Annotated in this window: 9 protein-coding genes; 1 reads left to right on the top strand and 8 read right to left on the bottom strand. The window is 52.3% G+C overall.

What is annotated here, in order from left to right:
* Window positions 1–65 precede the first annotated feature (65 nt).
* The 4 genes from glmM to OFAG_RS11125 form a co-directional block, all read right to left on the bottom strand.
* On the bottom strand, window positions 66–1,412 hold the full coding sequence (gene glmM, locus OFAG_RS11110; protein ID WP_005875979.1) for a phosphoglucosamine mutase: 1,347 nt from the start codon (window positions 1,410–1,412) through the stop codon (window positions 66–68).
* 25 nt (window positions 1,413–1,437) lie between these two features.
* The gene (folP, locus tag OFAG_RS11115) at window positions 1,438–2,274 is read right to left on the bottom strand and encodes a dihydropteroate synthase (protein ID WP_005875977.1); all 837 of its coding nucleotides are present in this window, start codon (window positions 2,272–2,274) and stop codon (window positions 1,438–1,440) included.
* Between the two features lie 60 nt (window positions 2,275–2,334).
* Window positions 2,335–4,218 carry an ATP-dependent zinc metalloprotease FtsH gene (gene ftsH, locus OFAG_RS11120; protein WP_005875975.1) on the bottom strand — a complete coding sequence of 628 codons (1,884 nt, stop codon included), beginning with the start codon at window positions 4,216–4,218 and terminating at the stop codon, window positions 2,335–2,337.
* A 218-nt stretch (window positions 4,219–4,436) separates the two neighbouring features.
* On the bottom strand, window positions 4,437–5,084 hold the full coding sequence (locus OFAG_RS11125; RefSeq protein ID WP_005875974.1) for an RlmE family RNA methyltransferase: 648 nt from the start codon (window positions 5,082–5,084) through the stop codon (window positions 4,437–4,439).
* A 32-nt stretch (window positions 5,085–5,116) separates the two neighbouring features.
* Between OFAG_RS11125 and OFAG_RS11130 the strand changes: the two genes are divergently transcribed.
* A complete protein-coding gene (locus OFAG_RS11130) occupies window positions 5,117–5,581 on the top strand; it encodes a YhbY family RNA-binding protein (protein WP_005875972.1) in 465 nt (154 codons plus the stop codon).
* Between the two features lie 9 nt (window positions 5,582–5,590).
* Here the strand turns inward: OFAG_RS11130 and greA are convergent, their stop codons facing one another.
* From greA to OFAG_RS11150, 4 genes are all read right to left on the bottom strand, one after another.
* Window positions 5,591–6,067 (bottom strand): transcription elongation factor GreA, encoded by a 477-nt coding sequence (gene greA / locus OFAG_RS11135; protein ID WP_005875970.1) that lies wholly within the window; start codon window positions 6,065–6,067, stop codon window positions 5,591–5,593.
* An 84-nt stretch (window positions 6,068–6,151) separates the two neighbouring features.
* Window positions 6,152–9,382 (bottom strand): carbamoyl-phosphate synthase large subunit, encoded by a 3,231-nt coding sequence (gene carB, locus OFAG_RS11140; RefSeq protein WP_005875968.1) that lies wholly within the window; start codon window positions 9,380–9,382, stop codon window positions 6,152–6,154.
* 108 nt (window positions 9,383–9,490) lie between these two features.
* Window positions 9,491–10,639: a glutamine-hydrolyzing carbamoyl-phosphate synthase small subunit gene (gene carA, locus OFAG_RS11145; protein WP_005875966.1), complete on the bottom strand. Its 1,149-nt coding sequence runs from the start codon at window positions 10,637–10,639 to the stop codon at window positions 9,491–9,493.
* A 196-nt stretch (window positions 10,640–10,835) separates the two neighbouring features.
* Window positions 10,836–12,044: a tryptophan--tRNA ligase gene (locus tag OFAG_RS11150; protein ID WP_005875964.1), complete on the bottom strand. Its 1,209-nt coding sequence runs from the start codon at window positions 12,042–12,044 to the stop codon at window positions 10,836–10,838.

Below are 12,044 nucleotides of genomic sequence, written 5' to 3' on the forward strand. Positions count from 1 at the left end.
AGAGAGAGGTCAATTGTTCGTTGAATCCTTCCCTTCTTTCGTTGGCGCGAAACGACGAAACACCATCAGGCTGCTTCCGCCAGACAGCAACCGGCGATCCGCTCAGCCATTTCCTTTGCTTGCGACGCGTCTTCAGCTTCAACCATAACGCGAATCAGGGGTTCTGTACCGGAAGCGCGAATCAACACCCTGCCACGATTGCCCAGTTCTTTCTCGACTTTCTGCTTTTCCGCTTGCATGGAAGTATTTTCTTTCCAATTGAAACCGGGATCGATGCGGACATTTACCAGTGTTTGAGGGAAAAGCGTCAATTCGCTTAAAAAAGCGGGCAAGGTCGTTTTATGACGTTTTAACGCGGCCAATACCTGCAATGCGGAAATGATGCCGTCACCCGTTGTATGCTTGTCGAGACAGATCAGATGGCCCGATCCCTCTCCTCCCAATAACCACCCTTTTTCCAGCAGGGTTTCCAGAACGTAGCGGTCTCCTACATTCGCTCGCGCAAAACCGACCTGTTTTTCCCGGAAAGCGACTTCCAGCCCCATATTGGTCATCAGCGTTCCTACCACGCCCTTGACATCGCTATAGGCCAGTCTGTCTTTGGCGATCAGATACAGGAGCTGGTCGCCATTGTAAACCTGTCCTTCGGCATCGACCATGACCAATCTGTCGGCATCGCCATCCAGTGCAATGCCCAGATCGGCCCGGTTTTCAACGACAGCGGAAACAAGCGAATCGACCGAGGTTGCGCCACAGTTTTCATTGATGTTCAATCCATCCGGCTGTACACCAATGGAAACGACATCAGCGCCCAGTTCATGAAAGACGCAAGGGGCAATATGGTAAGCGGCGCCATTGGCGCAATCGACGACGATTTTCAGCCCCCGCAGGTCGAAATCGTTCGGAAAAGTGCTTTTGCAAAATTCGATATACCGTCCCTGTGCATCATCCAGCCTGCGCACCTTGCCCAGAAATTCCGGCGAAGCGCAATCCATGGGTTTTTCGATCAGGGATTCAATTTCGAACTCCATGTCGTCCGGCAATTTATTGCCCGATGCCGAAAAGAACTTGATGCCATTGTCCTGATACGGATTGTGGGAAGCCGAGATAACAATCCCTGCCGAAAGCCGCAAGGCCCGCGTCAGATACGCGACGGCAGGGGTTGGCATCGGACCGGACAACATCACATCGACGCCGGCCGCCGAAAGCCCCGCTTGCAATGACGCTTCAAGCATGTATCCGGAAATACGGGTATCCTTGCCAATCAGAACAGTCGGACTCCCCGAAGACATGCTGGTTCGCGTCAGTACCTTGCCGGCTGCATAGCCGAGTTTCATGACAAAATCGGGAGTAATCGGAGTCTTGCCAACCCGACCGCGTACTCCATCCGTACCAAAATATCGACGTTTCATTTTCATACCAGTTTTCAAGACATCATTACCGCGTTGCCAGCCAGACTTTCAGCGCATCCACGGTTTCACCCACTTCATGCACTCTCACAATGGCGGCCCCGCGTTCTACAGCAGCCAGTGCTATGGCCAGATTGCCTGCAAGCCTTTTTTCCACCGGCTTTCCCGTCAGGGCCGCCACAACCGATTTACGCGACAGACCGGCCAGAACCGGCAATTCAAGACTTTTCTGAATAAAAGACATATTTTTCAGCAAAACCAGATTATCCTCCAGAGTCTTGCCAAAACCAAACCCGGGATCGACACAAATACGATTTGCCCCAATACCGGCATTCGTCATTTTTAAAACCTGTTTATGCAGGAAAGCGACGACTTCTTCCGTGACGTTACCGTAATGAGGATTGTCCTGCATGGTTTTCGGTTCACCTTGCATATGCATGACGCAAAGACCGCAGGAATGGCCAATGACAGCCTCAAGCGAGGCTTCTGACCGGAAACCGCTAATGTCATTGATCATATCGGCGCTTTCCCCCAGGGCAGCCGACATGACTTCGGGTTTGTAGGTATCGACAGACAATGGTTTGCCACAATCCTTAAGCGCTTCGACAACCGGCATCACGCGATCCAGTTCTTCCTGAAGCGAAACGGGATCCGAACCGGGGCGAGAGGATTCTGCGCCGATATCAATAATATCGACCCCTTCTGCAATCATTTCTTCGGCACGGGTCAAGGCAGAGGACAATGAAAGAAATTTGCCGCCATCGGAAAACGAATCCGGCGTAACGTTCAGAATGCCCATAACAAGAGGACGATACTTTTCGCCTTCCAGTTCGAAACGATAACGGCCACATTGAAAATATTTCATACGGTTTGTTCAAAAAAAGGGTGAGACAGGCTCACCCTTTTAACTGGCAATGATATTCCATCAAGCTGTTGCTGTGGCATTTTCCGTGATCCCGGGACCGTCATTGTCCTGAGAAGGTCTGGAAGGCGTCGATTTTGGTGGACGGGGATCGACTCCATCCATAATATCGTTTACCTGATCGGAATCCAGCGTTTCCCATTCCAGCAACAATTTCGCCATCCTCTCGACCTTGTCCCGGTTTTCTTCCAGCAGTTTGCGGGCCAGCGCATACTGCTTGTCCAGAATGGAACGAATCTCGTTATCGACTTTTTGCTGCGTCGCTTCGGATACCGTCTTGGCCGACATGCGCCCGCCATAGAACATATCCTGTTCGGTATCCTCATAGACCATGGTACCCAGCGTTTCCGACATACCGTAACGCGTTACCATAGCCCGGGCAATTTTGGTCGCCCGTTCGAAATCGTTCGAAGCGCCTGTGGACATCTGATGCATGAACAATTCTTCCGCAATACGGCCACCGAACAGGATGGCAATCTCTTCCAGCATCTTGTCCTTGTACATATTGATACGGTCGTGTTCGGGCAACTGCCAGGTCAATCCCAGGGCATGACCACGCGGCATAATAGTGACCTTGTGAACCGGATCGGCTTTTGGCAACAGTTTGGCGACAACAGCATGTCCGGATTCGTGATAGGCGGTATTGGTCCGTTCCTCTTCACGCATGACGAAAGATTTGCGTTCCGGTCCCATCAGGATCTTGTCCTTTGCGTCTTCGAAATCCTGCATTTCGACCAGACGCTTGTTCCGCCGCGCTGCAAACAAGGCGGATTCGTTCACGAGATTCGCCAGATCGGCACCCGAAAAACCGGGCGTGCCACGCGCCAGCACGTTGGAATCGACATCCGGAGCGATCGGCACCTTGCGCATATGCACATTCAGAATCTGTTCGCGACCGCGGATATCCGGCAGACCGACAACCACCTGACGATCGAAACGACCGGGACGCAACAGGGCCTTATCCAGCACATCGGAACGGTTGGTTGCAGCTACAACGATAGTGCCCGAATTCGGTTCAAAACCGTCCATTTCGACCAGCAACTGATTCAATGTCTGTTCGCGTTCGTCGTTGCCGCCGCCCATGCCCGCGCCACGATGGCGGCCTACGGCATCGATTTCATCAATAAAGATAATGCAGGGAGAATGCTTCTTGGCCGTTTCGAACATGTCGCGGACACGAGAGGCCCCGACACCGACAAACATTTCCACAAAATCCGAACCGGAAATGGAAAAGAACGGCACCTTGGCTTCACCGGCAATGGCTCTTGCAAGAAGCGTTTTCCCGGTTCCCGGGGGCCCCACGAGCAACAGGCCGCGGGGAATCCGACCGCCCAGTTTCTGGAACTTGTTCGGATCACGCAGGAAATCCACGACTTCGTGTACTTCTTCCTTGGCTTCGTCGCAACCGGCGACATCGTTGAACGTAACCGTATTGTTTTTCTGGTCGATCATCCGCGCCTTGGATTTACCAAACGAAAAAGCGCCTCCTTTTCCGCCTCCCTGCATCTGGCGCATGAAAAAGATCCAGACGCCGACCAAGAGCAGCATGGGAAACCATGAAATCAATATCTGTGACCAGAAAGAAGGTTCTTCCGGCGGTTTGACATCGAACTGAACGCCATTATCGACCAGATCGCCGACCAGCCCGCGATCGAGATAGGTCACTCCCGTCTTGACCTTCTTTCCATCCGCAGTTGTCGCGACAATCGATCGATCCTCAATGACAACGTCCTTGATCCGTTTGGATTTGACTTCGTCAAGGAATTGCGAATAATTGATCGGTTCGACGTTCGCCGTATTGCTGCGATCCGTAAAATGTTTGAAGGTCGTAAGAAGGACAATAATAATGGCAGTCCAAATGCCTACCCTGACAAACATGTTGTTCACAAAGACTCCTCAGACGCCCAAGCGTCAATTACTGATAGATAGCTCATTTTACAATCATTTTCAGGCATCTGCCATCACGATATGACATTGTGACAGCTGCAACATTAATTAAAGTCAGCCTGCGCTATCGATCACGGATTTTTAAAAGACATTATCCGGTTAAATTCCGGAAAATAAGTATTTCTTACAAATGGAGACAAAATTCCCCAAATCAAGGATCAAGCGCAAGAATGACGCAATTGCCGTCCCAGCAAAAACATTTCCGAAGAGTAATTCCGGCTGGCTTTCGGTTTTACGGGAGTGACCGTTACAAACGTCTCCCGGAATTTTTTCAGTATTTCATTGTAGGTACTGCCGTTAAAACATTTGACCAGCAATGAACCGGACGGTTTCAGATGAGCCTGTGCAAATTCCAGCGCCAGATCCATCAGATACTCGACCCTTGCCGCATCAGCTGACGCGATACCGGACAGATTGGGCGCCATGTCGGACAACACCAGATCGACTTGTCGTCCTTCCAGCAGAGCTTCCAATTCATGCAGCACCGATTCTTCACGGAAATCCCCCTGAAGAAAATGAACGCCTTCAACCGGTTCCATCGGCAAAATATCAAGACCGACAATAGTACCGTTGACCGGATGGCCTCCCTGACCACCCAGTTTCCGCGCGATATATTGCGACCAGCTTCCGGGAGCGCACCCCAGATCGACAATGACCTGTCCGGGCCTCACAAGTTTTGCGTTCTCATCGATTTCGCTCAGTTTGTAAACAGCGCGCGCCCGATAGCCTTCCTTTTGGGCCAGTTTGACAAAAGGATCGTCGAGATGGTTTCTCATCCAGCTTTTATTGAATTTATTCTTTGACATTCGCGTAAAATACAGTTTTTCAAAGGAATATTATGTTGAAATTAACCCCTGCACAACGAAGCCTTCTGAGATCGCAGGCGCACAATCTGGATCCGGTCGTCATGATTGGCGATGCCGGACTGACCGACGCCGTCCTGAAAGAAATCGCCGTCAATCTCGACGCTCACGGTCTCATCAAAATCCGCGTTTTCGGAGACGATCGCCTGGCTCGCCTCGAAATGTTGCAATCGATCTGCCAACAGCTTGATGCCGCTCCAATCCAGCATATCGGCAAACTGCTGGTGATCTACCGCCCCAAAAAAGAAACCGTCAAACCGGCAGAACAAAACGGAAAGGGAGGGATGCGATCCGTCGTCACTTTCAAACCGGGAACCGGCGCCATCAAAAACCGGATTAAAAAAGTGCTCGTCAAAGGCAATGAACGCGTCACTCAGGGCGGTTTGATAAAACGCAAAAAGACACGTCAGGCAAGCGCCAAGAAAAAAGCGCTCACCTGAATACGGTTATCAGATAAACAATACCTCAAGAATTTCATATTCGCGAATTCCGGCGGGTGCGTTGACTTCAACGACATCGCCCGCTTCCCGGCCAATCAGGGCACGGGCCAGAGGGGACGTGATGGAAATCTTCAGCTCTTTCAGATCGGCTTCATCATTGCCGACAATCTGATAGCTGACCTTTTCCCCCGTTTCCAGATCTTCAAGCGCAACCGTTGCGGCGAATACGATACGGCCATTGGTGTTCAGGGTCGTCGGATCAATGACTTGCGCGGAACTCAGCTTGGTCTCGAGTTCCGCAATGCGGCCCTCGATAAACGCCTGACGTTCCTTGGCGGCATCGTATTCCGCATTTTCAGACAAATCGCCATGCGAGCGGGCCTCGGCAATCGCTGCAATGACTTCATAACGATCCTTGGTTTTCAAGCGGTGCAATTCTTCGCGCATCATCTGTGCGCCTCTGACGGTAACAGGTATGGAACTCATTTTTTCATCTCTCAAAAAACCTGCGAGGCTTTGCGACACGATTCCGTGTCATAAAAGCCTCGCAAACTCATTCAATGATGTGACTCAGTGCAGCAATGTATGCAAACTCTGCACATCGTAAACATTAATATTGTCCATGCAGGCAATACCTTGCACAGCCGCTTCGGCGCCTGCAATCGTCGTGATGGTGTTGATGCGTGCTGCCAGAGCCGACGTCCGTATGGTACGCGAATCGAAAATGGCGGTACGTTTTTCCTCAACCGTGTTGATCACCATAACGATCTCGTGATTCTTGATCACATCGCCGATATGCGGCCTGCCTTCGGCAACCTTGTTGACAGTTTCAACATCAATCCCCGCTTCACGAATCGTGTTGGCTGTCCCTCTGGTCGCCATAATGGTAAAGCCCAGTTTGACAAGCGCCTTGGCCACTTTGACAGCCCGCGGCTTGTCGCTGTCTTTCACCGACAGGAAAACCTTGCCCGAACGCGGCAGATTGACGCCAGCCGCCATTTGCGATTTGACGAACGCTTCGCCGAACGTTTTTCCGACCCCCATGACTTCGCCGGTCGATTTCATTTCCGGTCCTAAAATGGTATCAACGCCAGGGAATTTGACAAACGGGAACACGGCTTCCTTGACACTGAAATACGGCGGCACCGTTTCCCGACCGATACCCTGTTCATCCAGCGATTTGCCGACCATACACCGGGCCGCGATTTTGGCCAGCTGTTTGCCGGTCGCTTTCGAAACGAATGGAACGGTTCGTGAAGCGCGGGGATTGACTTCCAGCACAAACACGACATCCTGCAGTTTGCCATCCACTTCCTGATGCTGGATAGCGAACTGGACGTTCATCAGCCCGACGACGTTCAGACCCTTTGCCATTAGCGTCGTCTGGCGTTTCAGCTCTTCAATCGTTTCCTTCGACAGGGAATAAGGCGGCAGTGAACAGGCCGAATCGCCGGAATGAACGCCAGCCTGTTCGATATGTTCCATCACCCCACCGATCAAAACGCGTTTGCCGTCCGAAATACAATCGACATCGACTTCAATCGCGTCATTTAAGAAGCGGTCAAGCAACACCGGGGAATCATTGGACACTTTGACCGCTTCACGCATATAACGTTCCAGACCGGTCTGGTCGTGAACGATTTCCATGGCGCGTCCACCCAGCACATAGGAGGGACGGACAACGATGGGATACCCGATTTCCCTGGCCAGTTCCATCGCTTCCTCTTCGGTACGTGCCGTCCGATTGGGCGGCTGGCGGAGATTCAGTTCTTTCAGCAGTTTCTGGAAACGTTCACGATCTTCCGCGGCATCGATCATGTCCGGTGACGTCCCGACAATCGGCACACCGTTGGCTTCCAGATCAAGCGCCAGTTTCAGCGGCGTCTGGCCGCCATATTGAACGATAACGCCATACGGTTTTTCCTTGTCGACGATTTCCAGCACATCTTCCAGCGTCAGTGGTTCGAAATACAGGCGGTCGGAAATATCGTAATCGGTCGAAACCGTTTCCGGATTGCAGTTGACCATGATCGTCTCATAACCGTCTTCACGCATAGCCATCGCGGCATGAACACAGCAATAATCGAATTCAATGCCCTGACCGATCCGGTTCGGCCCTCCGCCCAGGACCATGATCTTCTTTTTGTCAGTCGGTTCGGCTTCGCATTCTTCATCATAAGTGGAATACATATAAGCCGTGTTGGTGGCGAATTCAGCCGCGCAGGTATCGACCCGTTTGTAAACAGGCCGGATATTCCAGCCATGGCGTTTGTCACGAATGACCTTGTCGGTCGTTTTCAGAAGCCATGCCAGACGTTTGTCGGAAAAGCCTTTCTGCTTCAGTTTGAACAGGGTATCCCTGTCCAGTTCGTCCAGCTTTTGATGGTCAAGCCACAATTCAATATCGACGATTTCCTTGATCTGGGCAAGGAACCAGGGATCGATATGGGTCAGATTGTGGACTTCTTCCAGTGTGAACCCCTGTGCAAAGGCATCACCGACGTACCAGATGCGTTCCGGTCCGGGTTCGCCCAGTTCTTCCTTGATGACTTCATGATCGGTCGTCTTCTCATTCATCCCTTCAACACCGACTTCAAGGCCGCGCAAGGCTTTCTGGAAAGATTCCTGAAAAGTGCGGCCGATCGCCATCACTTCCCCGACCGATTTCATTTGCGTGGTCAGATGCGGATCGGCAGACGGGAATTTTTCAAAGGTAAAGCGGGGCACTTTCGTGACCACGTAATCAATTGACGGTTCGAATGAGGCTGGCGTGGCGCCACCCGTAATTTCGTTTCGCAATTCATCCAGTGTAAACCCAACCGCCAGCTTGGCCGCCACTTTGGCAATCGGGAAACCGGTTGCCTTGGACGCCAGCGCCGAGGAGCGGGAAACCCGCGGATTCATTTCAATGACGATCATGCGACCGTCTTTCGGATTGACGGCAAACTGGACATTCGAACCACCGGTATCGACACCGATTTCACGCAAAATGGCAATCGAGGCATTGCGCATCAGCTGGTATTCCTTGTCGGTCAGCGTCTGCGCGGGCGCCACCGTGATCGAATCGCCGGTATGAACCCCCATCGGATCAAGATTTTCGATGGAACAGACGATAATGCAGTTGTCGGCCCGGTCGCGCACGACTTCCATTTCGTATTCTTTCCAGCCGATCAGCGATTCCTCGATCAGCAATTCGCTGGTAGGCGACGCTTCCAGTCCGCGCCGGCAAATGGCGTCGAATTCTTCCTCATTATAGGCAATGCCGCCTCCCGTTCCTCCCAGGGTGAACGACGGCCGGATAATCACCGGAAATCCCATTTTCTTCTGGACATCCCACGCTTCGTCCAATGTGTGTGCGATTCCTGAACGGGCGGAAGAAAGCCCGATCCGGGTCATGGCTTCCTTGAACTTCGACCGGTCTTCTGCCTTGTCGATGGCTTCCGGAGAAGCGCCGATCAGTTCGACATGGTATTTTTCCAGAACGCCGTTACGATACAAATCGAGGGCGCAATTCAGTGCCGTCTGACCGCCCATCGTCGGCAAAATGGCATCCGGACGTTCCTTTTCGATGATCCGCTCGACGACTTTCCAGGTAATCGGCTCGATGAAAGTCACATCCGCCATATTGGGATCGGTCATGATCGTCGCCGGATTGCTGTTGACCAGAATGACCTTGTACCCTTCTTCTCTCAAAGCCTTGCAAGCCTGAGCGCCGGAATAATCGAATTCACAGGCCTGTCCGATAATAATAGGGCCGGCGCCAATAATAAGAATGCTCTTGATGTCTGTACGTTTTGGCATATTTTCCGCAAGTTGTTTGGGTTACCGTCTTCGAAAACCGTTTGAAAACGGCGAATATTGCTTTTTCCCGCCCTGCCGGACGACAAGCGTCCGGCAGCTGGCAGTCAGTTACTTGTTCTTTCTGGCTGTTTCCATCATTCCGACAAACCGGTCGAACAGGTAATCGACATCGCCGGGGCCGGGCGAAGCCTCTGGATGTCCCTGAAAACAGAAAGCCGGTTTGTCCGTTCTGGCAAATCCCTGAAGGGAACCGTCGAAAAGCGATTTGTGCGTCACCTTGCAATTGGACGGCAATGTCGTCGCATCGACGGCAAAGCCATGATTTTGCGAAGTAATCAATACCTTGCCGGTTTCAATATCCTGAACGGGGTGATTGGCTCCATGATGGCCGAATTTCATTTTCAGGGTTTTTGCGCCGGCAGCCAGCGCCATGATCTGATGGCCCAGACAAATACCGAAAGTCGGGATACCGCGTTCGATCAAATTGCGTGCCGCTTCGATGGCATACGTGCAGGGTTCCGGGTCACCGGGGCCATTGGAGAGGAAAATCCCGTCTGGCGACAATTTCAAAACTTCTTCGGCAGACGACTGCGCCGGCAAAACCGTCACCTTGCATCCCCGATCCGTCAGCATGCGCAAAATATTGCGTTTGACGCCGAAATCGAAAGCGACGACATGATATTTGAAATCACCGAGCTGTTTGTAACCGCTACCGAGTTCCCACCCGGCTTCCGTCCACTCGTAAGACTCGCCCGTTGTCACCTCTTTGGCAAGATCCTGGCCGGAAAGACCGGAGCAACTTCTTGCAAGCGCAAGCGCCCTACTTTCATCGTCACCGACGACAATGGCCCCGCTTTGCGCCCCTTTTTCACGGAGAATCCGGGTCAGTTTGCGGGTATCGATACCGGCAATGGCGACGATATTCTGTTCTTTCAGATAATCCGGCAGAGACTGCGTCGCCCGGAAATTGGAAATGACAGGCTGGACATCCTTGACGATGAAACCGGCAGCCTGTATCCGTCTGGATTCAACGTCTTCCGGATTGACGCCCGTGTTCCCGATATGAGGATAAGTCAGGGTAACGATCTGCCCGCTGTAACTGGGATCCGTCAGGATTTCCTGATACCCTGTCATGGATGTGTTGAAAACCACTTCGCCGGCAGTTTCACCCGAAGCGCCAATGGAATAGCCGTGAAAAACAGTGCCGTCTGCAAGCGCCAGAACGGCTGGAACCTGTTGACCGAAAGGGAATTGCAAGGTAACTCCTTTTAGTGTTACCGCAACGGCTCCGCTTCATCAGGCTGCATCAATCTCCCGGACTGTCTTTTAACAAGTCCGGAACGCTGATTAATTTTAATTGGAGTCGAACGACGCAGGCGCTACGGTAATAATTGAATTCGTTAAGCTGTCCAATTATAGCCGAGAATAAATACGCCAGCAAATTGCCGCTCCATTATTTTCCGGAATATCCCAGCCCCATCGCTTCGCGGACATCGCGCATCGTTTCGCCAGCCAGTTTGCGCGCCCTCTCGCAACCGTGTTCGACGATTTCACGAACGAGCGATGGTTTGGCGACGTACTGTTGTGCCCTCTCCTGCATCGGTTCGAGTTCGCGGACAACCGCGTCGATAATGGGCTGTTTGCACTGGATGCAACCGATCCCGGCGGAACGGCATCCTTTCTGTACCCACTCCTTGGTTTCCTCATCCGAATAAACCACATGGAACAGCCAGACCGGACATTTTTCCGGATCGCCCGGGTCGGTCCGTCTGACACGCGCCGGATCGGTCTGCATGGTCCGGATTTTGCGGGTAATCGTTTCCTTGTCGTCACGCAACGCAATGGCATTGCCATAACTTTTCGACATTTTCTGACCGTCCAGACCCGGTAAACGAGACGCTTCGGTCAGTAGCGCTTTCGGTTCGGTCAGAATCTGCTTGCGGCTGCCGAGCAGATAACCGTACAGGATTTCCCTGTCGTTTGCGGACAGGCTGCCCGCTCCGTCCAGCATGGCCCTGGCTTTTTCAAGCGCCTCGACATTGCCTTTTTCCTGATACTCGGTACGCCATTCCATAAAAACCTTTGCCTGCTTGTTCCCCAATTTTTTAGCGCTTGCCTGCGCCTTTTCATCGAATCCTTTTTCACGGCCGTACATATAGTTGAAACGCCGCGCCAGTTCGCGCATGATTTCCATATGCGGTAACTGGTCTTCGCCGACCGGCACCTGATTGGCCCGGTAAACAAGCACGTCGGCCGCCATCATTAAGGGATACCCCAGAAAACCGTAGGTTGTCAGATCCTTGTGCGCCAGTTTCTGGATCTGGTCTTTATAGGTCGGAACCCGCTCCAGCCAGGAAAGCGGCGTGGACATGCTCATCAGCAAGGTCAGTTCGGCGTGCTCAAGCACTTTCGACTGAATGAAAATGGTGGCCTTTTCCGGATCAATCCCGGCAGCGAGCCAGTCGATCACCATTTCCCAGGCATTCTTTTCGATCGTTTCCACTTCATCGTAATGGGTCGTCAAAGCATGCCAGTCGGCCACGAAGAAAAGGCTTTCCACTTCCGATTGAATGCGAACCCAGTTTTTGATGGCGCCATGATAATGGCCGAGATGCAGCGCACCGGTCGGGCGCATGCCGGAAACAACACGATCAGGATACAT

This window comes from Oxalobacter paraformigenes (assembly GCF_000158475.2).
Lineage (GTDB): Bacteria > Pseudomonadota > Gammaproteobacteria > Burkholderiales > Burkholderiaceae_D > Oxalobacter > Oxalobacter paraformigenes.

Coding starts and splice junctions, on each gene's coding strand:
- OFAG_RS11130 (WP_005875972.1), top strand. CDS start 5,117: ATGTTGAAATTAACCCCTGCACAACGAAGCCTTCTGAGATCGCAGGCG.
- OFAG_RS11150 (WP_005875964.1), bottom strand. CDS start 12,044: ATGTATCCTGATCGTGTTGTTTCCGGCATGCGCCCGACCGGTGCGCTG.
- greA (WP_005875970.1), bottom strand. CDS start 6,067: ATGAGTTCCATACCTGTTACCGTCAGAGGCGCACAGATGATGCGCGAA.
- carB (WP_005875968.1), bottom strand. CDS start 9,382: ATGCCAAAACGTACAGACATCAAGAGCATTCTTATTATTGGCGCCGGC.
- OFAG_RS11125 (WP_005875974.1), bottom strand. CDS start 5,084: ATGTCAAAGAATAAATTCAATAAAAGCTGGATGAGAAACCATCTCGAC.
- folP (WP_005875977.1), bottom strand. CDS start 2,274: ATGAAATATTTTCAATGTGGCCGTTATCGTTTCGAACTGGAAGGCGAA.
- glmM (WP_005875979.1), bottom strand. CDS start 1,412: ATGAAACGTCGATATTTTGGTACGGATGGAGTACGCGGTCGGGTTGGC.